This window comes from Streptomyces sp. NPDC001507 (assembly GCF_042894765.1).
Taxonomy (GTDB): Bacteria; Actinomycetota; Actinomycetes; order Streptomycetales; family Streptomycetaceae; genus Streptomyces.
On sequence record NZ_JBIAVV010000006.1, the window covers coordinates 161,938 to 184,773 of the forward strand.

The following is a 22,836-nucleotide window of genomic DNA, read 5'->3' on the forward strand; positions in this document are numbered from 1 at the left end:
GGCGCAGTCAGCCGGATGCCCTGCGCAGCGCGTCGAGCCGCCGCCGGGCCGGCCCGAGTGCCCGGCCCCGGGCGGGGATGCCGGCCCACGGTGTGGTCCGGGCCTGGTCGACGGCGTCGGCGACGGTCCAGCGCCGGGCGTCCACGGCGGGGTCGGCGAGCTGGTCCCAGGTGATCGGCACGGCGACGGGGGCACCGGGCCTGGCCCGCACGGTGTAGGGGGCCACCGCGGTCTGGGCGTAGGCGTTGCGCCCCATGTCGAGGAAGAGCCGGTCGCCGCGGTCGTCCTTGCGGACGGCGGTGGTGAGCCGGTCGGGGTGCTCGGCGGCGAGCAGGGCGGCCAGGTCCCGGGCGAAGGCGTGGACCTCGTCGAATGCGTGGCGGCCGTTCAGCGGCACGACCAGGTGCAGGCCCCGGGAGCCGGTGGTCATGGGTGCCGCCGGCAGGCCGAGCCGGTCGAGCAGGTCACCGGCCCAGCGGGCGGCCTCCCGCACCGGGGCGAAGTCCGTGCCGGGCGGGTCCAGGTCGAGGACCAGCCGGTCGGGGCGGCCGGGAGCGGTGGTGCGGGAGAGCCAGCGGTGCAGGGTGAGACAGGCCTGGTCGGCGAGGTACACGAGGGTGGCGGTGTCGCCGCAGACCACGTGGGTGACGGTGCCGTCCTCCTTGGCGACCTCGGCCCGCTCGATCCAGTCCGGGTAGTGGTCCGGGGCGTTCTTCTGCATGAACCGGGGGCCGTCCAGGCCGTCGGGGTACCGCTCCAGCATCAGCGGCCGCCCGCGCAGGTGCGGGAGCAGGTACGGCGCGACGGACTTGTAGTAGTCGACGAGGTCGGCCTTGGTGTACTCCTTCGCGGCACCGTCGCCGGGGAAGAGCACCTTGTCGGGCCGGTGCGTGGGCACCGTCCGGCGGCCCGCCCGTACCGGCCGCACCTCGTCCGGGGTCATCGCACGACCGCCTCCTCGACCAGCAGCCGCCCGGCCGCCGCGATGGAATCGGCGTCGATCCCCGCGGCGTGCAGCTGCTGGTCGGGAGCGGCCGAACCCGGCATGGTGCGCACGGCGAGCCGCACCAGCCGCGGCACCGGCCTGCCGTCGGCGAACGCCTCCGCGACCGCGTCGCCGAGCCCGCCCTCCTCGTGGTGGTCCTCGACGGTGAGCAGACAGCCGGTCTCCTCGGCGGCGGTGCGCAGCGTCTGCCGGTCGACGGGCTTCACGGAGTAGAGGTCGACGACCCGGATCCGGATGCCGTCCTCGGCGAGCGCGTCGGCGGCCTTCAGCGCCTCGTGCAGGGTGACTCCGGCGGCGACCACGGTCAGCCGGTCCTCCTCGGAGGAGCGCAGCACCTTGCTGCCGCCGACCGGGAACTCCTCGTCCGGGCCGTAGATCACCGGGCTCGCCCCGCGCGAGGTGCGCAGGTAGCGGATGCCGTCGAGCCCGGCCATGGTGGCGACGAGCTTGGCGGTCTGGTTGGCGTCGCACGGGTAGAGCACGGTCGAGTCGTACACCGAGCGGAACATCGCCAGGTCCTCCAGGCCCATCTGGGAGGGCCCGTCCTGCCCGATGGCCACGCCCGCGTGCGAGCCGACCAGGTTGATCCCGCTGCCGCTGACGGAGGCCATCCGCACGAAGTCGTAGGCCCTGCTGAAGAAGGCGGCGAAGGTCGAGGCGTACGGCACCCAGCCGCGGGCCGCCATGCCGACGGCACCGGCCACGAGTTGCTGTTCGGCGATGTAGAACTCGAAGTAGCGGTCGGGGTGTTCCTTGCCGAAGAGCTCGGTGCGCGTGGAGTCGCCGACCTCGCCGTCCAGCGCGACGACGTCGGCGCGGGCATGGCCCAGCGCGACGAGCGCCTTGCCGAAGGCGTCCCGGGTGGGGACCTCTTCCCCCTTGTCGTAGCGCGGGAGTTCGAGCGCGCCCGTGGGCACCGAGTGCAGCGCGCGGGCCGCCGGCGGCTCGGTCACGTGGACGTGGAGATCCCGTATCCCGCCGAGTTCGGCGACGGCCTCCTCCGCGTCCGGCAGCGGCTTGCCGTGCATGCCCTCGCGGTCCTCGACGGCGGCCACGCCGCGGCCCTTGCGGGTGCGGGCGAGGATCACGGTGGGCTGCCCCGCGGTGGAGGCCGCCTCGCCGTACGCCCGGTCGATGGCGTCCACGTCATGGCCGTCGATCTCCACGGTGTGCCAGCCGAAGGCCTGGAAGCGGCGGGCGTAGGCGTCGAGGTCGTGGCCGTGCCGGGTGGGGCCGCGCTGGCCGAGCCGGTTGACGTCCACGATCGCGGTCAGGTTGTCGAGGTGCTCGTACCCGGCGTGCTCGGCGGCCTCCCACACGGAGCCCTCCGCCAGCTCGCTGTCCCCGCACAGCACCCAGACCCGGTAGCGGCCGTGCTCGAGGCGTTTCCCGGACAGCGCGATGCCGACACCGACCGGCAGGCCCTGGCCGAGGGAGCCGGTGGCGGTCTCCACCCACGGCAGCCGGCGCGGGGTGGGGTGTCCCTCCAGGTGGCTGCCGAGCTTGCGGAAGGTGAGCAGTTCGGCGTCGTCGATGGCACCGGCCGCCTTGTAGGCGGCGTACAGCAGCGGCGAGGCGTGGCCCTTGGAGAGGACGAAGCGGTCGTTGCCGGGGTGGTCGGGCCGCTCGAAGTCGTAACGCAGGTGGTGGGCGAGCAGGACCGCCATCAGGTCGGCGGCGGACATCGACGAGGTCGGGTGCCCGGACTCGGCCGCGGCGGCCGCCCGCACGCTGTCCACGCGCAACTGCTGGGCGAGTTCGACGAGTTCGGCGGTGTTCATGAGGCTCCTTCCGGAGGATGGTCCGTGACGGGTTCGGGGGCCTTCGGCAGCTCGGGCGAGGCCGTGTCCAGCGGCACCGACCAGGACCGCACGAGGCCCAGCTGGACGCCCTGGCGCGGCAGTACGGCGTCGAGCAGCCAGTCGGCGGCGACCCGGGCCCGGCCCCCGGGCATGGCCGCGAGGTGGTAGCCGCGGGTCACCAGCCCGGCGGCCGGCCCGGACAGGGGCACCCCGAGCGGGTCGGCGGCGGCCTGCACGCCGCCGAGGTCGACGACGAACCCCAGGTCGCGATGGCGGTAGGGACGCCGGCGCCGTCCGAGGCCGAGCGAGGCGGCCACGTTCTCGCCGGCCACCCGGCCCTGCCGCCAGGCGTGCTGCGCGGTCATCGGCGTGAACGCGCCGGGATTGACGAGGTCGGGCACCGCGGCGGCGTCCCCGCAGGCGAGCACGTCGGCGCAGCCGGGCACCTGGAGGTACGGATCGACGATCAGCCGCCCCTTCTCCAGGGGCTGCCCGGTGCCCTCCACGAGCGGGTCGGGCCGTACGCCGACGCACCACACCAGGGTCCGGGACGCGACGAACTCCCCGTCGGAGAGGAGCACCCCGTCCCGGGTGGCCTCCTTCACGGAGGTGGCCATGCGCACCTCGACCCCGCGCCGGCGCAGCACCCGGTCGGCGGTGCGGGACAGCTTCTCGTCCATCCCCGGCAGTACCCGGGGCGCCACGTCCAGCAGCAGCCAGCGCGGCCGCACGCCGTGCGGCAGCCGGTTGCGGCGGGCCAGGTCGACGGTGAGCATCCGCATCTGGGCGGCGACCTCGGTCCCGGTGTACCCGGCACCGACCACGACGAAGGTGCACCGCGCGGCGGCGAGAGCGGCGTCGGGGGCGACGGCGGCCAGCTCGATCTGCCGGATCACGTGGTCCCGGAGATAGAGCGCCTCCGGCAGCCCCCGAAAACCGTGCGCGTGCTCGGCCACGCCGGGGATGGGCAACAGCTTGTTGACACTGCCGACGGTCAGCAGCAGCCGCTCGTAGCCGAGGCTGCCGGCGGCACCCTCGGGGTCGGTGTAGTGCACGGTCTGGCCGTCGAGGTCGATCCGGCCGGCCTCCCCCAGCACGGTCCGCACCCCGTGGAGGGCACCGGACAGCGGGAGGGCGATCCGGCGGGGATCGAGGATGCCGGCCGCGACCTGGGGCAGCAGGGGCAGATACAGGAAGTAGTCGGTGGGGTTCAGCAGGGTGATCTCGGCGCCGCGCCCCCTGGCCGACCGCGCAAGCGTACGGGCCGCGCGATACCCGGCGAACCCGGCGCCGACGATCACTATCCGGGGTCGACGGCTCACGGTGCGCCTCCGGGGATACGACGGGTCCAAGGCCACCCACGTAACCGTAGGCAAGACTCTGAAACGCCGCCTGCTGAAAGCGCCCCGTCAGCTCCGGTGATGCGGCGACTCCGGATCCGCACCCGGCATGCCCGGGACATTCGGCGGCTCCGCCGGAATCGGCGGATACGGCAGCCCCGTCCCAGTGGGCGGTACCCCGGGCGCCGTCCCACCGATCACCCGGTGCGGTGCGTGCGGCCTCTTCGGCCGCCCCGCCTCGCGCAGCGCATAGGCCACCCCGCCCAGGATCACCGCGGTGACCAGCGCCGCGGCCCACGCCGGCAGCAGGATCGCCCACGCCAGCCCCACGGCCAGTGCCACGGCGGCCCCGGCGTACAGGGCGACCGCGCCGGACGCGCCGTACAGCATGGCGGCCCGCCGCCGCTTGCGGCCCTGCTCGCGCAGTTCGTCCCGTACGGTCTCGCGCGCGACCTGTGCCAGCTCGTCGACGAGATCCTTGTCCAGATGTTCGAGATGATCCAGGTGTTCCATAGGGTGCGGGTACCCGGACCAGAATTGCCGTAACAGGAGATCACCGGGGGTGACACCATCCCGGCCCGCGGCAACTAGGCTCGTGCCCATGGAGATTCTGGGCGCCTCTCTGCGCATCTGCGTCGACGACCTCGATACCGCGATCCCGTTCTACGAACGCCTCTCCGGCGGCAGAGCCCAGCGATTCGAACGCGGCGGCGTCCAGGTCGCCGCGGTCGGCTCGTTCCTCCTGATGAGCGGGCCGGAGGCGGAGCTGGAGGTGCTGCGCAAGGTGGCCGCGACGATCGCGGTGCAGGACGTCGACGCGGCCCACCGGCTGCTGGACGACCTCGGCGCCCGCATCCTCGCGGGCCCGGTGGCCACGCCCGCCGGCCGCAACCTGCTCGCGATGCACCCGGACGGCTCGCTGTTCGAGTACGTGGACCAGCACCGGGGCTGAACCGGGACCGCGGCGGGGCCGGTCACAGGCCCTGCGGCCGCATCCGGAAGTCGTACCGGGCGGGCAGCGGCTCGTCCCCGAGCCGCGCCCACAGCCGGCCGAGCGCGTCCGACCCCTCCCGCAGGTCGGCCACCTCGAACCCGGCGTCGAAGACGGCCCGGGCAGCGGCCGGCCGTCCCTCCGCGAGCAGCAACTCCGCCTCCAGGAGCCGGAACCGGCCGCGCTCCCGGATCGCGGGCAGCAGCGCCTCCCACACGGCACGGGCGTCCGCGGTCCGCCGTACCCGCAGCAGCGCCTCGACGGTCTCCCGGCCGAGTGCCGCGCAGGCCGCCGTCCAGGTCTCGCCGTCGTCGCGGCGCTCCCGGCACAGGTCGTCGAAGGCGTCGGCGTAGCGTTCCGCGGCCCGCTCGTGCTGACCGTTCTCCTGGTCGGCGACGGCGAGGCAGCGCAGCAGCGGCCAGAGCGACGGGGCGAGCGGGAGGGCCCGCTCCCAGCTGCGGACGGCCTGGGCGCGGTCGCCGGCGTGCCACTGGGCGATGCCCAGGTGGTACTCGGTGTGCGGGGTGGCGGGGGCGGTCTCCAGCATGTCCCGCCAGTGCGGGGCGACCAGGGTCGGTCCTGGCGGCCGTACCCGGCGGGGCTCGGGCAGGGTGCCGGTGCGCAGCAGCTCCCGCCAGGGCGCCTGTTCCTCGGTGAGCGTCGCCTCGGGGAACGGCGTGCCGGGCAGCTTCCAGTCGGCGCGCAGCACTTCGAGGGCGCCCCAGCCGGAGCCGGTGGCGAGGGGTTCACCGGGTTCGGTGTCGGCGTACGGCTTCCACGCGACGTGGGCGGCGTCCAGCTCGGCTCGCGGCAGGGCGAGTTCGAGCCGCTCCTCGACGTTCTCCGGCGACGGCGCCGACAGTGGGCCGTACGCCTCCAGCCAGCACACCTCGCTCTCCGCTTCGAGACGGACGTGCTCCAGCTGGGTGCGGGTCAGTCCGGCCTGGATCTCACGGTAGCCGCCGGTGCCGGGTCCGCCGAGCCACTCCTGCCAGCGCCGGCCTCCGGGCCCCGACCCCCACACGAACTGTTTCCGGCCGCGCAGTTCGTCGGTGGAGGTCTGCACCAGGCCGTGGCCGTCGGCGTCCAGCGCGGCGATCCAGCGGCGGCGGCCGTCCGGGATGTCGTAGAACCAGTCGGCCGGATACGGGGGTTGGGTGCCGTGATCCGTAACGGGCACCCGGCGCAGTCGGCGCTCGGGCCCGAACTCCCAGGCCTCCTCGGCCGGGACGACGATCCGGCGGTCCTCCGGTACGGCCGTGTTGGACCACCAGTAGCCGGGCACCGGGTGTTCGTGGGGGTTGCGGACGCGGACGCCGGCGTACAGGAAGTCGGAGCCGTCCGGCAGCCACAGGTCGACCTGGAAAGGCAGGTCGCGCAGCCGTTCCCACTCCCACAGCCGGAGCATCTCGCCGCCGTCGGGGGCGGGGACGCGGGCCGCGTGGAGCGGGGCGCAGGAGAGGGTGGTGTGGCCGGTGGCGCCGATGTTCCACTCGATGCCACCGGCGTACCAGGCGCCGTTGAGGGCGAGGTTCGCGGGCTGGAACACCGGGTTGCGGTAGAGGAGTTCGCGGCCGGCGGCCAGGTGGACGAGGGAGACGACGCGGCCACCGAGGCCGGGCAGGACGGTGGCGCGGAGGCGGTCGTTCTCGATCACCAGGGCGTCGAACTCGCGAGGTGTGCGGGTTCTGCCGTAGCCGTCGCGGAGCCGTACCGGGAGGAGGCTGCGCAGCGGTTCGTGACCGGGCCGGCGGGCCATGTCCCGCGGCAGGTCCTCCCGGTCACGTTCGTCGACGCGGTGAATCTCGTCCTGGAGGCGGAGCGGCGGCAGCGGGTTGTCCGGGCCCAACTCCGCCGCGGGCAGGGTCAGTACCTCACGTCGGATCCTCGTCACGATCACCATGGAACCCGGCGCCGGGTGAGCTGACCAGGGGAGCTGCCGGTCAGGATTGCGCAAAGGTCAGCGGGCGGTCCGCATCTCCGCCGTGATCGCCCAGCGTTCGTGGTCCCGCCAGGCCCCGTCGATGTAGATCATGTTCGGCGAGAAGCCCTCCAGCCGGAACCCGGCACCGCGGGCGAGCGCGATGGACGCGGCGTTGCCCGGCTGCGCGTTGATCTCCAGCCGGTGCAGCCGCATCGGCCCGAAGGCGTAGTCCACGACCAGGCCCATCGCCTCCCTCATCAGGCCGCGCCCGGCCGCGTGCGCGAACACGCCGTAGCCGAGCGCACCGCACTGGAAGCCGCCCTCGACGATGTTGTTGATGTTGATGAACCCGGCGATGGCGCCGTCGGCGTCCTTCTCGCAGACCAGGAACCCGGCCTTGCTGCGGTCCTCGATCAGCCGCCCCGCGTAGCCTGCGTAGGCCGCGTCGGTGGTGGGCGGGAACAGCCAGGGCTGGTGGAGGTCCTTGCTCTCCCGGGCCCGGGCGATGAACTCGGCGCCGTCCTCGTAGGTGAAGTGGCGGATGCCCACGCGGGGGCCCTCGGCGAGATAGCGGGAAGCGGTGTGCGGCATCCCGACACCCTACGCGGAGCCGCCTGCGGCGCGGGTGGGCTCTCAGCGCAGCGCCGGCTCCAGCAGCGTCAGCGTGCCCGCCTCCGCGTCCAGTTCGGCGGCGACTCCGAGCGGCATGGTCAGGGCCGACTCGCAGTGCCCGAACCCGAACTCCTCCAGCACCGGCACGCCCAGGCCGCCGAGCCGGTCGAGGAGCATCGGCCGTAGCCGCTCGTAGGGTCCGCACCGGTCCCAGGAGCCGAGCAGGATCCCGGCGACGCCGTCGAGCAGGCCGGACCGCAGCAGCTGTGTGATGCTGCGGTCGAGGCTGTACGGCGCCTCGCCGACGTCCTCCAGCAGGAGCAGGCCGCCCCGCACACCGGTGTGGGTGTGCGGGGTGCCGACGCCCGTGGCGAGCAGCCGCAGGCAGCCGCCGACAGTGACGCCCGTGGCCCGGCCGCCCACCAGCGCGGTGCCCCGGGAGGGGATGGTGCGGACGGTCTCCGGGGCGAAGAGGGTGGCCCGCAGGTGTTCCTGTGCCTCGGTGCTCTTGACGAAGTCGGCGCCGGCGGCCACCGGCCCGTACAGGGTGGCGAGGCCGAGCCGGGTCGCGAACGCCTCGTGCAGCACGGTCGCGTCGCTGAAGCCGACGAAGACCTTCGGGCCGGCCGCGCGCATCGCCTCCCAGTCGAGCAGGTCGACGAGGCGCTGGGCGCCGAAGCCGCCGCGCGCGCAGAGGACGGCGGAGACGGACGGGTCGCACCAGGCCTGCTGGAGGTCGGCCGCGCGCTCGGCGTCGGAGCCCGCGAGGTATCCCAGCTCGCCGTCCGTGGCGAGCACGTGGGGTGCCGCCACCGGGTCGAGGTCCCAGCCGCGCAGGATGTCGAGACCGGCCTGGAGCCGGTCCTCCAGCACCGGCCCGCTCGGCGCCACGACGGCGACGCGGGCCCCGGCGGAGAGCCTGGCGGGCCTCGTCAACTCGGCCACTCCGGTCGCGCCGGTCGCTCCGGTCACTTCACCAGCTCCAGCTCGGGGATGCCGGGCACGTCCAGCCCGAAGACCCGAGCGTAGAGGGCGAGCTCGGCCTCCAGCGCGCGCACCAGGGTCTCCGCGCGCCGGAAGCCGTGGCCCTCGCCCGCGAAGGTGAGGTAGGCGTGCGGCACCGGGCGGCCGTCGAGCCGGGCGAGGAAGCGTTCGCACTGCGCGGGCGGGCAGATCACGTCGTCCAGCCCCTGGAGCAGCAGGAAGGGCGCGGTGAGCCGGTCGGCGTGCTCGCTGGGCGACCGTTCGACGTACCGCTCGGGCACCTCGGCGAGCGGACCGATCAGGGACTCCAGGTACTGGGACTCGAAGTCGTGGGTCTCCCCCGCGCCCCAGCTGGTGAGGTCGAGGACGGGGTAGGAGATGGTGCCGCAGGCGTAGACGTCGGTGCCGGTCAGGGAGGCGGCGGTGGTCCAGCCGCCCGCGCTGCCGCCGCGGATCGCGAGCCGGGCGCGGTCGGCGGTGCCCTCCTCGGCGAGGGCGAGCGCGACGGCCGCGCAGTCCTCGACGTCGACCACGCCCCACTGCTCGCGCAGCCGCTCCCGGTAGGCCCGCCCGTACCCGGTGGACCCGCCGTAGTTGACCTCGGCGACCCCGATGCCCCGCGAGGTGAAGTAGGTGATCGCGAGGTCGAGGACGAGCGGTGTCCTGCTGGTGGGGCCGCCGTGCGCCCAGACGACGAAGGGCGGCAGCTCGCCCTCGGGGGCGATGTGGCCGGGGTGGTGGGGCGGGTGGATGTGGGCGTGCACCTCGCGGCCGCCGGGGCCGGTGAAGGTGCGGACCTGCGGGTCGGGGTAGTAGGCGGGGTCGACCGCGTCCCGGTGCGGGGTGCCGACGACCCGGGCGCGCCCGGTGGCGGTGTCGAGTCCGACGACCTCGTGGGCGGTGCGCGGCCCGGCGCCGACCGCGAGCACGCGGGTGCCGTGCACGGCGAGGGTGGCGGAGAACTCGGTCCACGGCCCGGCCGCGTCGGCGATCTCACCGGTCTCCGGATCGAGTATCCCGAGGGTCATCGCCCCGCGGCCGTGCAGGACGGCGATCATCCCGTTGTCCAGCGGTGCGAACCAGTTCTGGCCGAGCCGCCACAGCGGCCCCGCGAACTCCTCCTCGCGCGGGCACAGCGGCTGGTCGTCGCGGTACAGGTTCCACCAGCCGCTGCGGTCGCTCGTGTACAGCAGCCGGTCGTCCGCGGACCACTCCACCTGGGCGACGGCCTCGGTGGGACCGCCGGCCGCGGTGCGGACCGAGTGCAGGACGCCGTCGGAGCCGACCTCGCCGACCAGCAGTTCCGTGCCGTCCCACGGCATCCGCGGATGGTCCCAGGCGAGCCAGGCGGCCCGGCGTCCGTCGTGCGAGAGGCGCGGACCGGTGACGAACCGGTGCCGTTCGTCGGTGAGTTCGCGTACCGCGGCCCGGTCGTCGGCGGCCGAGCCGTCCAGCGGTACGGCGGCGAGCACCCGGCGCACGTCGGTGGGCGCGGCTCCGGTGAACTCCTCCAGGACGCACCAGACCTCGTCCCGGTCGAGCAGCAACTGCGGGTCGGCCCAGCGGGGACCGGGCGGGGTCAGCGGCCGGGGCGTCCCGCCGGGCCGGTACAGGTACAGCCGCTGGTCGTCGAAGTGGACGAAGACCAGCAGCGGTTCACCGTCGCCCTTTGGTACGGCACCGGCCCAGGGCAGTCCGCCGTACTCGATGACCCGGCTGCACACGTTCCACGGCGCGGGCAGCACGGACTCGCCGGTGGCGCCGCGGACCAGGGTCCGGCGGCCGCCCTCCGCCGGCCGGGGCTCGGTCCACCAGGGCTCGTCGCCGACGAAGCCCACCCACTCGGCGAAGCCGTCGTGCGCCGCCGCCAGGGCCGCGTCGACGGGTGAGGGCCACGAGCCGTACGCCTTCGTCTCCACGTTCTCTCCTTCTCGACTGTGTGCCGTGCTATGCCGTGCGCAGGAAGCGGTCCAGGACCCGCACGCCGAAGTGCAGGGCCTCGACGGGGACGCGTTCGTCTACGCCGTGGAACAGGGCCTGGTAGTCCAGGTCCTCGGGGAGCTCGAGCGGGGCGAAACCGTAGCCGGTGATGCCCAGCCGGGAGAACTGCTTGGCGTCGGTGCCGCCCGACATGCAGTACGGCACCACGTGCCCGCCGGGGGCGAACTCCTCGACGGCGGCCCGCATCCGGGCGTACGTCGGCGAGTCCAGCGGCGCCTGGAGGGCGACCTCGCGGTGGTGGAACTCCCAGTCGACGTCGGGGCCGGTGAGGCGGTCGAGGGTGGCGCGGAACTCGTCCTCGGTGCCGTACAGGTAGCGTCCGTCGACGAAGGCGACGGCCTCGCCGGGGATGACGTTGACCTTGTAACCGGCGTTCATCATGGTCGGGTTGGCGCTGTTGCGGACGGTGGACTCGACCAGCCGGGCGGCCGGGCCGAGCTTGTCGAGGAGCAGGTCGACCTGGGTGAGGTCGGGTTCGATGCCGTAGAGGACGGCGAGTTCGGTGAGGGCGGCGGAGACCGTCGGGGTGAGCCGGAGCGGCCACCGGTGCTCGCCGATGCGGGTGACGGCGGCGGCGAGGCGGGTGACCGCGTTCTCCGCGTTGACCTTGGAGCCGTGTCCGGCCCGGCCGCGCGCGGTGAGCTTGAGCCAGGCCGTGCCGCGCTCCCCGGCGGCGACCGGGTAGAGGTGCCGTCCGCTGCCGTCGTGGAAGGTGAAGGCGCCGGACTCGCCGACGCCCTCGGTGCAGCCCTCGAACAGTTCGGGGTGGTGGTCGGCGAGGAACCCGGAGCCGTCCTCGGCGCTGGCCTCCTCGTCGGCGGTGAACGCGACGACGATGTCCCGCCGCGGCCGTACCCCTTCCCGCGCCCAGGCCCGGACCACGGCCAGGATCATCGCGTCCATGTTCTTCATGTCGACGGCGCCCCGCCCCCACACGACCCCGTCGCGGATCTCCCCGGAGAAGGGGTCGACGCGCCAGTCGGCGGCCTGCGCGGGTACGACGTCGAGGTGGCCGTGGACCAGCAGCGCGTCGGCGGCCGGCTCGGTGCCCTCGATGCGGGTGACGACGTTGGTGCGCCCCGCGGTCCGCTCGAGGAGGATCGGCTCCAGGCCGGCTTCCGCGAGCCGCTCGGCCGCGTACTCGGCGGCGGGCCGCTCCCGGCAGTCGCCGCCGCCGAAGTTGCTGGTGTCGATCCGGATCAGCTCGGAGGTGAACCGGACGACCTCGTCGAGTGCCTGCTGGTCAGCCATACTGCTCCTCCACCGCGGCCGAGACGATCGTGGTGACCGCCTTGAAGGTGCGGATGCCGTCGTACATGGTCCCCTCGGTGTACGTGACCTTCCGCTCGCCGACCTGGTCCACGCCGGGGACGACGGTGGCGGCGAGGGCGAGGTGCTCGGCGTCGAACTCCAGGGCGATGGTAAAGGGTCCACCGGTCACGGGTTCGTGGCGCACCGCGAGCGCGGCCGCTTCCTTGGCGGCGGACCGGATGTCGGCGGCGGTCCGGGCGGGCGTACGGCAGACGGCCGCGTACCTCGACACGTGGTCCTTGACGGCGACCTTGCGGGCCTCGGGCGCGTAGCCGAGGGCGTCCTCGCAGGCCAGGTCGTCGCCGGTGACCAGGATGACCGGGACGCCGTACTCGGCGACGACGTGCGCGTTGAGCAGGCCCTCGCTGGCGCGGACGTCGTTCAGCCAGACCCCGGTGACGGAGTTGGGCAGGTAGGTGTGGGCGAGGACGCCCTCCATGCCGGCGCCCGTGTGGTAGCCGATGAAGGCGATGCCGTCGACGTCACCGTGCTGGACGCCCTCGACCATGGACAGCGTCTTGTGGCGGCCGGTGATCATCTGGGCGCGTTCGTCGAGCTGCTCCAGGAGCAGGTTGCGCATGCTCCAGTGGGCCTCGTTGATGAGGACCTCGTCGGCGCCGCCGTCGTAGAACCCGAGGACGGCGGCATTGACGTCGGAGGTGAACATCGGCCGGCAGCGCTCCCACTGCGGCGCGCCGGGCAGCACGTCGCCGGGCCAGGTCACCCCGGTGGCGCCCTCCATGTCGGCGCTGATGAGGATCTTCATGGACCGTCACGTTACGCGCCGGAGGTGGCCGGGGCCACGGTGCGGACGGCGGGTCGGCCGCCGTCCGGTCCGCTCCCTCAGTTCTGGCGCCCGGCCAGCACCCACTTGGACGGCAGGACGATCCGTTCGCCGTCCGGCGTGGTCTCGGTTGTCGTCAGCGGGAGTTCGCCGCTCGCGAGGACGGTGAGGCCGGCGTTGCGCAGGTACTCCGGGACCGCGGCGTCGGCGACCTCGCCGGGTGCGATGCCGTGCCGGAAGACCGGCGCGAGCTTGGGCGGCGGTCCCGACGGGCTCTGGGCGAGGCCTCCGAGGACGGGCCGGGCGGCCTCGGAGAGCTCGACGAGAAAGGCCCGGCCGCGGCTGCCGACGAGGGTGGCGATGGTGTCGATCACCGGCTGCCGGTCGTCGGGTTCGCACTGGTGCAGGACGCCCCGCATGTAGACGTTGGCGTCGCCGAGCTCCGCGTGCAGGGCCTGGGCCTCGCTCTTCTCGGCCGCGTCGAGCAGACGGTAGCCGGCCTGTCCGCCGGGGTCGGCGTGCCGGGCGTGGTCCAGGGCGGACTCGGAGATGTCGGTGCCGAGGACGCGTGGGAAGCGGTCGGCGAGGTAGCGGGTCTGGGTGCCGTTGCCGCAGCCGAGGTCGACCAGGGGCAGGCCGGGGTCGGTGAGATGGGGCTCGAAGAGGGCGGCATGGACGCCCGCGGTGACGGCCGGTTCGGCGTCCCAGAACACCGCCCCCTGTTCTTCGGGCGCCTCGCGCCAGAAGCCCTCCCAGGCACTGCGGTACCGACTCGTCACGCTCATGGCCCAACTCCCCAGGATGCAGCCGTATATGACCCGTCGTAAGTGACGGGCCAGTACGGTCTACCGTGCGCGGGTTTCGGCCACAAGCACCTGGCGCTTTCCTTCACTCCTCGTTCGACGTACGTGCGCCCCCTGGTCTGCGGTGGGTGCCCGGGTCAGTGGCGTGGTGCGGTGAGTTCGAACCATACGGTCTTCCCGGCGGCCGTACGGCTGGTGCCCCACTCCCGGGCCAGCGTGGAGACCACCCGCAGTCCGCGTCCGGTCTCGGCGGCGGGGTCGACGCCGAGCAGGGTCGGCAGGGTGTGATCGTCGTCGTCGACCTCGCACAGCAGGGTCTCGCCACGGATCAGCCGGAGTTGCACCGGGCGGCTGTGGGAGTGCCGTACGGCGTTGGTGACGAGTTCGCTGACCATGAGTTCGGCCGGGTCGGCGAGCCGGGCGAGGCCCCAGTCGTGCAGTTGCTCGCGGACCACGGCGCGGGCCCGGCGGACCTCGGCCGGGTCGAGGGCGAGCCGCCATTCGGCGACGTCCTCGGGCTCGATCCCGTTGAGCCGGGCCATCAGCAGGGCGACGTCGTCCTTGCGGCCGCCGCGGGTGTTGAGGGCGCGGATGATGGTGTCGCAGGCGTCGTCCATGGAGGCGGCCGGGTGGGCGGCGGACTCGCAGAGGGTGGCGAGGCCGACGCCGATGTCCTCGCCGCGCATCTCGACCAGTCCGTCGGTGCACATGACCAGCCGGTCACCGGGCTCGACGCGCACCCGCAGCGACTCGAAGGCGACCCCGCCGACGCCGATGGGTGCCCCGGTGGGCAGGTCGAGCAGTTCGCTGCGCCCGTCGACCGCGCGGACCAGTACGGGAGGGATGTGGCCCGCGTTGGCGAGGTGCAGTTCGCTCCCGATCGGGTCGTAGACGGCGTAGAGGCAGGTGGCGAGGTAGCCGTCGCCGAGCCGCTGGGCCAGGTCGTCGAGGTTGCGCAGGAGTTGGGCGGGCGGCAGGTCCAGGGCCGCCATGGTCTGTACGGCGGTCCGCAACTGGCCCATCATCGCGGCCGAGTTGAGGCCGTGTCCCATCACGTCGCCGACCACCAGGGCGGTGCGGGCGCCGGGGAGTTTCACGGAGTCGAACCAGTCGCCGCCGACCCGGCCGAGCAGGGTGCCCGGAAGGTACCGGGTGGCGATGTCGCAGCCCGCCATGCGCGGCGGGATGTGCGGCAGCATGCTGTCCTGGAGGGTCTCGGCGACGCTCTCCTGGTAGGTGTACATGCGCGCGTTGTCGAGCACGAGCCCGGCGCGGGCGGCGAGTTCGGCCCCGGTGACGCGGTCCATGTCGTTGAACATCTCGCGCTCGGGGTGGCGCAGCAGGATCATGAAGCCGAGCACGACGTTGCGCGCCTTCAGCGGTACGACCAGCATCGAGCGGCCGGTGATCAGCGGCCGGATGTCGCGCTTCTCGAACTGGGAGGCGATGGCGTGACCCATCTCCACGCTGATCCGCGGCACCAGGACCGGCTCGCCGGTGGTCATGCACTGGAAGAACGGAGTGTGCGCCGGAAACGGCATGGCCTCGCCGACGGGTACGACGTCGTCCCAGCGGCCGGGTTCGTCGGTGTGCTCCAGGGCGACCCGGTGCCACATGGTGGTGGTGTCGGGCACGCCGTCCGGGAACCCCTCGCCGGCGACGACCTGTTCACGCAGGTAGGTGCCGGCGACGTCGGTGAAGCGGGGGACGACGGCTCTGCTGACCTCGACGATGGTGCGCGACAGGTCGAGCGAGGTGCCGATCCTCCCGCTGACCTCGGTGAGGAACTCGAGGCGCTCGCGGACGGCCGCGTACTCCAGGTCCTCGCCCTCGTCGTCGGCGAGTTCGGCGGGCACCGGCAGGCCCTGCGCGGCGACATGCGCCGCACGCTCGCGGCGGGCCATCCGCTCGGTGCGCCGGGCCACGCCCCAGTCGGGGGTGACGGGAACCCGGTCGTTCTGGCTGAACTCCAGGATCGGGTAGCCGAGTTCGAGGACCTGGGCGACGATCCGGGCGCTTTCGTCGACGCTCATGCTGGGCAGGATCTCGGGCAGCCTGCGGGCGAGTTCCTCCGCGCCGGGGAAGTCGGTGTGCAGGGCGAAGCCGGGCGCGATGCGCTCGAAGGCGATCCCCTCGTCCCGCTCGGCCCGGCGCAGCCGCTCGGCGTCGGCGGCGAGCACCAGCAGCCGCTCGTTGCCCGGGCCGACCAGCGGGTACGCCCACCAGAGCACGTCGGCGCGGTCCCGGTCGGAGACGGTGAGCCGGGCGCGGCCGGCCGCCGGGAAGTTGAGCCGTCCGTCGAGGGAGGACTCCAGGTCGGGGCCGAGTCCGTCGTAGGCCGCGTAGGCGCCGTACGGCGTGATCTCGTCGTCGTCGGGGAGGGCACCGGAGACGGGCAGCAGGTCGAGGACGGAGCGGCCTATGGCCTCCTCCTTGGCGGCGCCGAAGAGCCGCCGGGCGCCGGTGCTCCAGTGCGAGACGTCGCCGTCGCGGTCGACGACGACCACGGCCAGGGGGATGCGGCCCGACACACCGTCCCCAGCACCGAGGCCGGGATGCGTGTCCCGCTCGCTGCCTTGGTCCATGGCCCAGGCCCTCTCTCCCCACGGCTCCGCAAAAGATCTGTGCCGCCCGTCACTACCGTACGGTGGGCGCCGGTTGCGATGTGTGGCAATCCTGGAATTGGTTTCACCGGATCGCACCGGCGCGCAGGTCCGCGCCCCCGTACGGTGCGCGAACCGCGTCCACCGTGCCCCGGCCGCTCCTCGCTCTCAGTCCTCGTGACCGAGCTGGAGGTCGCGTTCGGTACGGCCGCCGCCCGCGACCTGGAGGACGGTGGCGACCGGTGGGTAGCCGGCGGCGATGACGGTGTACTCGCCGGAGGACAGGTCCACGAACCGGAACGTTCCGTCGGCGCCGGTGGTGAGGGTGTCGACGACGTTCCCGGCGGCGTCGAGCAGCGTCACCCGGGCGTCCTCCACCGGCCGTCCGCCGCCGGCCCGGACGGTGCCCCTCAGCACGGCGCCGCCGGCGAGTTCGACGTTCTGCCGGGTCTCCCGGGAGGCCTGGACGGTGACCGGGAGGGCGGCCGGGCGGAAGGCGGGGGCGCTGCCGGCGAGGGTGTACTCGCCGGCCACCAGCTCGGTGATCACATAGCCGCCCTCGCGGCCGCTGCGGACGCTGGCGACCACCTCGCCGTGCACGTTGGTGAGGGTGACGGTGGCGTCCCGCACCGGGGTGCCGTCGGCGGTGAGCACGCTGCCCGCGAGCCGCCCGGCGCCGCCGAGCACGACGTCCAGCTCGACGGGCCGCTCGCCGACCGTCACGGTGACGGCCTGCGGCTGGTGGCCGCCGGCGGCGGCGATCAGGACGTACGCCCCGGAGCCGGGCGTGGCCAGCGCGTACCGGCCGTCCTCGGCACTGGCGCCGCGGCCGATCTGCCGGCCGACGGCGTCGATGAGGGTGAGCGCGGCGCGCGGCACCACGGTCCCGTCGGGGTGCTGCACCGTGCCGCAGACGGGGACCCCGGCGCCCGCGTGGGACGACCGGGCCTGCGGGATCGGGGCGGTGAGGGATGTCGGTTCCGGTTCGGCGGTGGGATGGGACACCAGTGGTTTCTCCTTGAGGAAGCAGGCGACGAGCAGGCCGAGGACGAGCACCGGGACCAGGTAGAGGAAGATCCTGGGCATCGCGTCGGCGTAGGCGCGGATGTATGCGTCGCGCAGCGCCGGGGGCAGCGCGTGGACTAGCTGCGGGGTGAGGGACTCGGGGTCGGGCAGGCGGGCGCCCGCCTGGACGGGGAGACGCCTGTGCAGGGCGTCGGTGAGCCGGTCGGCGAAGAGGGTGCCGAAGACGGCGGCGCCGACGCTGCCGCCGATCTGCCGGAAGTAGTTGTTGGCGCTGGTGGCGGTGCCGAGGTCGGCGGGCCGTACGGAGTTCTGCACGGCGAGGACGAGCACCGGCATCACCATGCCGATCCCGGCGCCGAGGACGGCCATCCAGATGCTGTACTGCCAGCGCGGGGTGCCGACTTCGAGGCGGGACAGCAGCCACATGCCCGCGACGGACACGGCGCCGCCGAGCACCGGGTAGATCCGGTAGTGACCGGTGAGGCTGATGAGCTGTCCCGCGACGATCGAGGCGCCGACGATCCCGCCCATCATGGGCAGCATCAGCAGCCCGGACTCGGTCGCCGAGGCGCCGTCGACCATCTGCAGGAAGGTCGGCAGATAACTGGCGGCGCCGAACAGGGCGACCCCTACGACGAGTCCGACCAGGCCGGTGACGTTGAAGACGGAGTCCCGGAACAGCCGCAGCGGGATGAGGGGTTCGGCCGCGTGGTGCTCGGCGACGACGAACAGCGCCCCGGCGACCAGCGCGCCCGCGCCAAGACCGAGGATGACGCGCGAACCCCAGTCGTACTCCGTCCCGCCCCAACTGGTCAGCAGCACCAGGCAGGTGGAGGCGGCGGCGAGCAGCAGGGTGCCCAACACGTCGAACCGGCCCCGGACCTGCGGCTTCGGCAGCCTGAGCACGAGGGTGACGACGGCGAGCGTGACCAGCCCGAAGGGCACGTTGACGTAGAAGCACCAGCGCCAGGAGAGGTGGTCGGTGAAGTAGCCGCCGAGCAACGGCCCGGCGACCGAGGCGAGGCCGAAGGCGGCGCCGATCAGGCCCATGAAGCGGCCGCGCTGCCGGGGCGGCACGATATCGGCGATGATCGCCTGCACGCCGATCATCAACCCGCCCGCGCCGACGCCCTGGAGGGCGCGGAAGGCGATCAGCTGGTCCATGTTCTGCGCCCGTCCGGCCAGCGCGGAGCCGACGGCGAAGACGAGGATCGCGAACTGGAAGACGCCCTTGCGGCCGATGAGGTCGCCGAGCTTGCCGTAGACGGGGAGGCCGACGGTGGAGGTGAGCAGGTAGGCGGTGATCGCCCAGGACATCCTGTCGAGGCCGTGCAGTTCGCCGACGATCTTCGGCAGCGCGGTGGCGACGATCATCTGGTCAAGCGCGGCGAGGAGCAGGGCGAGCATCAGCCCGCAGAAGACCAGCCGGGTACGGCGCGGCCCGAGTCCGGGGACCGGGGCGGGTTCCGGCACGGGGGCGTCCGCGAACACCGCGGCCGGCTCCTCGTACTGCACCAGCGTCGTTCCGCCCACGTACCGCTCCCCTCGTCGCACCTGCGCACAATTGCCGCCTTATTTCCCGTAGGGCGACAACTGCGAGCAAGCACGACGAGTTACGGCACGAGACCGGTCGAATCGGAGATCCACCCGAACCGGTGAGGGAGCCAACACCCGCTGTTCATCGGGAGGTTGATCACCGCCGTGCGAACCGGCACGCGAACCGGCACGCGCACCGGCACGTGACGCGGTACTACTTCTCGACCTCGGTGGCGAGCTTGTCGAGCACCTGGTCGTAGATCCGGCCGAGCCCCTTGGGCGCGAAGGTCTTCTCGAAGAAGCCGCCGATGCCGCCGGCGCCCTGCCAGGTGGTGTGCACGACGACCCGGGACTTGCCCTCGCCCGCCGGGGTGACCCGCCAGGTGGTGACCATGGAGGAGTTGCGGTCCTTCTCGACCAGCTCGCCGTCGGTGGGCTCGCTGACCTGCAGGAGGCAGTCCCGGACCCGCTTGCTGGTGGCCTGCAGCTTCCAGTGGACGAGGGTGCCCTCGCCGTCGCCGCCCTCGCGCACCTCGTACTCGCTGAAGTGCTCGGGGAGCAGCTTCGCGCGCGTGCCGCTGTAGTCGGCGATCGCGTCGAACACCGTCTCCGCGTCCGCGCCGACGACCCGCTCCGTAGTGGCCTCGACCTGCGCCATCGCTTTCCTCCAGCACCTGAGTTCTCGGGGTTGCTCCAAGCCAACCACCCCGGCGCCCGGCCGCCCAAATCGGGGTGCCCAAGCGATCGGAAACGTGACCGGAACCGGCTTCCGCGCGGTCTCCACAGATCGTTCGCACGATCATGGGAACAGATGTTCTATTCTGTGGGCAGTGCTACCGAGGAGGCGTCATGCGCTGGGAGAACCTCACCGAGGAGGCCGAACACGGCCGGGCCGGGACCGCGCTGTTCGGCGCGGACGCGGTCACGACGCGCACGTTCGACACCCCTGAGTTCAGGGGGATCACGTTCCACGAGGTGCGGGCGCGGTCGATCATCAACCGGGTGCCGGGCGCCTCGCGGATGCCGTTCGAGTGGACGGTGAACCCGTACCGGGGCTGCTCGCACGCGTGCGTGTACTGCTTCGCCCGCAAGACCCACAGCTACCTGGACCTGGACACCGGGATCGGCTTCGACACCCAGATCGTGGTCAAGGTCAACGCGCCGGAGCTGCTCCGCCGCCAGCTCGGCTCGCGCCGCTGGCTCGGCGACCACATCGCGATGGGCACCAACGTCGACTGCTACCAGCGCGCCGAGGGCCGCTACCGGCTGATGCCGGGGATCATCTCCGCCCTCACCGAGCACGCCAACCCGTTCTCGATCCTGACCAAGGGCACCCTGATCCTGCGCGACCTGGACCTGCTGCGCCGGGCGGCGGACGTCACGGACGTCGGCATCTCGGTCTCGGTCGGCTTCGTCGACCCCGAGCTGTGGCGGACCGTGGAGCCGGGCACCCCCGCCCCCGAGCGCCGGCTGGACGTGGTCCGCGCCCTCGCCGGGGCCGGCATCGGCTGCGGGGTCCTGATGGCGCCGGTCATCCCCTTCCTCGGCGACCACCCGGCCCAGCTGCGAGCCACCGTGCGGGCGATCGCGGCGGCCGGGGCCACCTCGGTGACACCCCTGGTGCTGCATCTGCGCCCCGGCGCCCGCGAGTGGTTCATGAGCTGGCTCGCGGCCCACCACCCGCATCTGGTGCGGCGCTACGAGCGGCTGTACGCGGAGGGCGCCTACGCACCCAAGTGGTACCAGCGCCGGATCACCCGTCAGGTGCACGAACTGGCCGAGGAGTACGGCATCGGGCCGAACCGCGCGGGCGCCGCCCGCCGGATACCGGCACTGCCGGCGGAGGAGGAGCCCGCGCTGCCGGAGCCGACCCAGCTCACCCTGCTCTGACCGAGCCGCCGGCCCGGGGGCGTTCGGGCGCAACCCTCGGACCAATTGGGTCATTCATCATCAGAATGCGTTCTTCCGGGCCCTTTTTCCGGGACGATGCGGCGAGGACCGTGGCACGTGCGGTCCGCGACCCTCCGTCCTGGGAGGACCCATGCGAACACGCGCAGCCGTGCTGTGCGCCGTCGCCGCCGTCGTGGCCGGTCCGTTCACCGTCCCGCCCGCGACCGCCGCCACCCGAGCCCCCGTCCAGGCATCCCCGGTGACCTGGAAGAAGTGCGGCACCACCGACTACCCGACGCTGCAGTGCGGCTCGGTCAGGGTGCCCCTCGACCACCGCAACCCGCGCGGGCGGCAGATCACGCTCGCCCTCTCCCGCGTCCCGCACACCGCGCCGGCCTCTCAGGGTCCGCTGCTGGTCAACCCCGGCGGCCCCGGCGGCAGCGGGCTGGCCCTCGCCGGTTTCGTGGCGTCCACGCTGCCGAAGAAGGTGGCCGCCCAGTACGACGTCATCGGCTTCGACCCGCGCGGCGTCGGGAAGAGCACCCCGGCGATCGACTGCTCCCCCGGCTACTTCGCACCGGTGCGCCCCGACTCGGTCCCGGCCACCCCCGCCCTCGAACAGGCGAACCTCAAGCGGGTGCAGTCCTTCGCGGCGGCCTGCGGCACGAAGTACGCGAAGCTGCTGCCCCACCTCGACACGTTCGATGCCGCACAGGACCTCGACTCGATCCGCCAGGCCCTCGGCGCCCGGCAGGTCAGCTACTTCGGCTACTCGTACGGCACCTACCTGGGCGCGGTCTACGCCAAGCTGCACCCGGACCGGATCCACCGCCTGGTCCTGGACTCGATCGTCGACCCCACGGGTGTCTGGTACGACGACAACCTGAGCCAGGACTACGCGTTCAACGACCGCCAGCGCGCCCTGATGGCGTGGATCGCGAAGTACGACTCGACGTACAAGCTCGGCACCGACCCGGAGAAGGTCGAGGCCAAGTGGTACGCCATGCGGGCCGCACTGGCGAAGAAGCCGGCCGGCGGCAAGGTGGGCGCCTCGGAGCTGGAGGACACCTTCATCCCCGGCGGCTACTACAACGGCTACTGGCCCTACCTGGCCGACGCGTTCTCCGCCTACGTCAACGGCAGGAAGACGGCCGCCCTGGTCGAGGCGTACCAGAACTTCGCCGCCGTCGACGCGTCCGGCGACAACGGTTACAGCGTGTACGCGGCCGTCCAGTGCCGGGACTCCTCCTGGCCGCGGGACTGGAACCAGTGGCGCAAGGACAACTGGGCGGCGTACGCGAAGGCGCCGTTCATGGTCTGGAACAACGCCTGGTACAACGCGTCCTGTGCGTACTGGCCGACGAAGGCGCTGCGGCCGGCGGACATCACCAGTACCAAGCTCCCGCCGGCCCTCCTCTTCCAGGCGACGGACGACGCGGCCACGCCCTACCAGGGCGGCGTCGCCGTCCACCGTCTGCTGGCCGGCTCCCGCCTGGTGGTGGAGCAGGGCGGCGGCAACCACGGCATCACGCTCAGCGGCAACACCTGTCTGGACGGCCACCTCGCCGCCTACCTGACCGACGGCACGGTCCCCCACGGCGCCGGCTCCGTCGACGCGGTCTGCAGGAAGACCCCCGACCCGAAGCCCCTCACCGCCAAGGCGGCCTCGACGTCGTCCCGCGGCTCGACCCTGCACGGTCTGCTGGGCTTCCGCGGCTGAGCCGGTCCTGACGTCCCGTCGGGGGCGTTGTCAGACCCGTGGTCCACCATGGACGCATGAGTGATCTGACCCGTATCCCCGCCCCCGACGGAGTCGCCCCCGCCGCCCAGTACACGCACGTGGTGGCGGCGACCGGCCGGCTCGTCGCCGTCTCCGGCCAGCTGCCGCTGGACGAGGACGGCAAGCTGGTCGGCGAGGGCGATCCGGCGGCCCAGGCCCGCCAGGTCTTCGAGAACCTGCGCCGCTGCCTGGCGGCGGCCGGAGCGACCTTCGACGACGTCGTCAAACTCACCTACTTCGTCACGGACATGGCCCACCTGCCGGCCGTCCGCGCGGCCCGTGCCGCCCACATACCCGACGACCGGCTCCCGGCCGCCTCCGCCGTCCAGGTGGCCGCGCTCGTCGGCCCGCAGTTCCTGATGGAGGTCGAGGCCCTGGCGGTGGTGGCCGGCTGACGCCGAATCCCGGGCGGGCGGGTCCCTCCGCTCCCCGAGGCGCCGCGA

18 protein-coding genes are annotated in these 22,836 nt (G+C 73.1%); 4 read left to right on the forward strand and 14 right to left on the reverse strand.

Annotated elements, in window-relative coordinates; all coding sequences use genetic code 11:
- Nucleotides 1–7 precede the first annotated feature (7 nt).
- The 4 genes from ligD to ACFY0K_RS20795 all read right to left on the reverse strand — a co-directional run bounded on the left by ligD (nt 8) and on the right by ACFY0K_RS20795 (nt 4,661).
- Nucleotides 8–943, reverse strand: coding sequence for a non-homologous end-joining DNA ligase (ligD, locus tag ACFY0K_RS20780; RefSeq protein ID WP_390641068.1), 936 nt, complete (start codon nt 941–943; stop codon nt 8–10).
- Nucleotides 940–2,787, reverse strand: a complete 1,848-nt coding sequence (locus ACFY0K_RS20785; protein WP_351959912.1) for a transketolase — start codon at nt 2,785–2,787, stop codon at nt 940–942. Before ACFY0K_RS20785 ends, ligD begins: the two co-directional genes overlap by 4 nt.
- A complete protein-coding gene (locus ACFY0K_RS20790; protein ID WP_390641069.1) occupies nt 2,784–4,130 on the reverse strand; it encodes an NAD(P)/FAD-dependent oxidoreductase in 1,347 nt (448 codons plus the stop codon). Before ACFY0K_RS20790 ends, ACFY0K_RS20785 begins: the two co-directional genes overlap by 4 nt.
- An 87-nt stretch (nt 4,131–4,217) precedes the next feature.
- Nucleotides 4,218–4,661: a phage holin family protein gene (locus ACFY0K_RS20795; protein WP_390641070.1), complete on the reverse strand. Its 444-nt coding sequence runs from the start codon at nt 4,659–4,661 to the stop codon at nt 4,218–4,220.
- Between the two features lie 88 nt (nt 4,662–4,749).
- On the opposite strand from ACFY0K_RS20795, the gene ACFY0K_RS20800 reads away from it, so the two are divergent.
- Nucleotides 4,750–5,100, forward strand: a complete 351-nt coding sequence (locus ACFY0K_RS20800) for a VOC family protein (RefSeq protein ID WP_352362602.1) — start codon at nt 4,750–4,752, stop codon at nt 5,098–5,100.
- Nucleotides 5,101–5,122: 22 nt separating this feature from the next.
- Here ACFY0K_RS20800 and ACFY0K_RS20805 read toward each other — a convergent pair whose 3' ends face one another.
- The 10 genes from ACFY0K_RS20805 to ACFY0K_RS20850 form a co-directional block, all read right to left on the reverse strand.
- Nucleotides 5,123–7,042 (reverse strand): DUF5107 domain-containing protein, encoded by a 1,920-nt coding sequence (locus ACFY0K_RS20805; RefSeq protein ID WP_390641071.1) that lies wholly within the window; start codon nt 7,040–7,042, stop codon nt 5,123–5,125.
- 57 nt (nt 7,043–7,099) lie between these two features.
- Complete coding sequence (locus ACFY0K_RS20810; protein WP_352362606.1) at nt 7,100–7,654, reverse strand: GNAT family protein; 555 nt, start codon at nt 7,652–7,654, stop codon at nt 7,100–7,102.
- Between the two features lie 42 nt (nt 7,655–7,696).
- Complete coding sequence (locus tag ACFY0K_RS20815) at nt 7,697–8,620, reverse strand: LD-carboxypeptidase (RefSeq protein ID WP_390641376.1); 924 nt, start codon at nt 8,618–8,620, stop codon at nt 7,697–7,699.
- A gap of 23 nt (nt 8,621–8,643) precedes the next feature.
- Entirely contained in the window at nt 8,644–10,578 is a 1,935-nt protein-coding gene (locus ACFY0K_RS20820) for a prolyl oligopeptidase family serine peptidase (protein WP_390641072.1), read from the reverse strand.
- A 28-nt stretch (nt 10,579–10,606) separates the two neighbouring features.
- Nucleotides 10,607–11,911 carry a M20/M25/M40 family metallo-hydrolase gene (locus ACFY0K_RS20825; protein ID WP_390641073.1) on the reverse strand — a complete coding sequence of 435 codons (1,305 nt, stop codon included), beginning with the start codon at nt 11,909–11,911 and terminating at the stop codon, nt 10,607–10,609.
- Nucleotides 11,904–12,737 (reverse strand): M55 family metallopeptidase, encoded by an 834-nt coding sequence (locus tag ACFY0K_RS20830; RefSeq protein ID WP_390641074.1) that lies wholly within the window; start codon nt 12,735–12,737, stop codon nt 11,904–11,906. The genes ACFY0K_RS20825 and ACFY0K_RS20830 overlap by 8 nt, the downstream gene beginning before the upstream one ends.
- A 77-nt stretch (nt 12,738–12,814) precedes the next feature.
- Nucleotides 12,815–13,540 carry a class I SAM-dependent methyltransferase gene (locus ACFY0K_RS20835; RefSeq protein WP_390641075.1) on the reverse strand — a complete coding sequence of 242 codons (726 nt, stop codon included), beginning with the start codon at nt 13,538–13,540 and terminating at the stop codon, nt 12,815–12,817.
- Between the two features lie 155 nt (nt 13,541–13,695).
- Nucleotides 13,696–16,143, reverse strand: coding sequence for a SpoIIE family protein phosphatase (locus ACFY0K_RS20840; protein WP_390641076.1), 2,448 nt, complete (start codon nt 16,141–16,143; stop codon nt 13,696–13,698).
- A gap of 186 nt (nt 16,144–16,329) precedes the next feature.
- Nucleotides 16,330–18,720, reverse strand: coding sequence for an MFS transporter (locus ACFY0K_RS20845; protein ID WP_390641077.1), 2,391 nt, complete (start codon nt 18,718–18,720; stop codon nt 16,330–16,332).
- 217 nt (nt 18,721–18,937) lie between these two features.
- A complete protein-coding gene (locus ACFY0K_RS20850; RefSeq protein WP_390641078.1) occupies nt 18,938–19,381 on the reverse strand; it encodes an SRPBCC family protein in 444 nt (147 codons plus the stop codon).
- A gap of 191 nt (nt 19,382–19,572) precedes the next feature.
- Between ACFY0K_RS20850 and ACFY0K_RS20855 the strand changes: the two genes are divergently transcribed.
- From ACFY0K_RS20855 to ACFY0K_RS20865, 3 genes are all read left to right on the forward strand, one after another.
- Complete coding sequence (locus ACFY0K_RS20855; RefSeq protein ID WP_390641079.1) at nt 19,573–20,613, forward strand: Rv2578c family radical SAM protein; 1,041 nt, start codon at nt 19,573–19,575, stop codon at nt 20,611–20,613.
- Between the two features lie 151 nt (nt 20,614–20,764).
- On the forward strand, nt 20,765–22,333 hold the full coding sequence (locus ACFY0K_RS20860; protein ID WP_390641080.1) for an alpha/beta hydrolase: 1,569 nt from the start codon (nt 20,765–20,767) through the stop codon (nt 22,331–22,333).
- A gap of 56 nt (nt 22,334–22,389) precedes the next feature.
- Nucleotides 22,390–22,788, forward strand: coding sequence for a RidA family protein (locus tag ACFY0K_RS20865; RefSeq protein ID WP_390641081.1), 399 nt, complete (start codon nt 22,390–22,392; stop codon nt 22,786–22,788).
- Nucleotides 22,789–22,836 lie beyond the last annotated feature (48 nt).